Annotated in this window: 1 protein-coding gene; it reads right to left on the bottom strand. The window is 48.0% G+C overall.

Annotation, left to right across the window (positions count from 1 at the left end):
• On the bottom strand, window positions 1–487 hold a 487-nt coding region (locus DEQ92_RS22225; protein WP_199522974.1), incomplete at both ends, for a PH domain-containing protein.

The following is a 487-nucleotide window of genomic DNA, read 5'->3' as shown; positions in this document are numbered from 1 at the left end:
GCTCCTTGTGGCGTTGCATCAAGTGGATCTGTATTGCCGGCACCGGTTCGCATCGTGTCGTCCCAAATCGGGCGAAGTGAATGGACAGTATCGAGATCGGAGTTGACAGTAGGTGCATCCTTTGCTTGGGTTCGGATGTAGTCTGCAGCTGTTTCAATCTCGGATTGAGTGGCTGAATCCGGAATATACATTCTATATTCGTGATTGCTTGTGAAGACTGATAGCCGGTTTTTCGTCAGTCCATTTTTGGTCTGGACGTCAGTAATTGAGCCATATACTAGCGCATTCCCACGATTCCCAGCAGCTGTGAGGATGATTCGTTGGTCAGTTACGAGAACTGTGCTCATGAAATCTTGCTGGTGGCCAGCTCCAACTGCATCTCCGTCACGAATCTGACCTTTTGAGTTATTGGCAAAGTAGTAGTGGGGCTGTTCGTTCTCGTTCAGTATATTGAGGAATGGACTGTCAGCAAGAATACTCTGAACTG

The sequence above is a fragment of the Haloferax sp. Atlit-6N genome (assembly GCF_003383195.1).
Lineage (GTDB): Archaea > Halobacteriota > Halobacteria > Halobacteriales > Haloferacaceae > Haloferax > Haloferax gibbonsii.
This window is presented reverse-complemented; position numbering and strand designations above follow the sequence as displayed.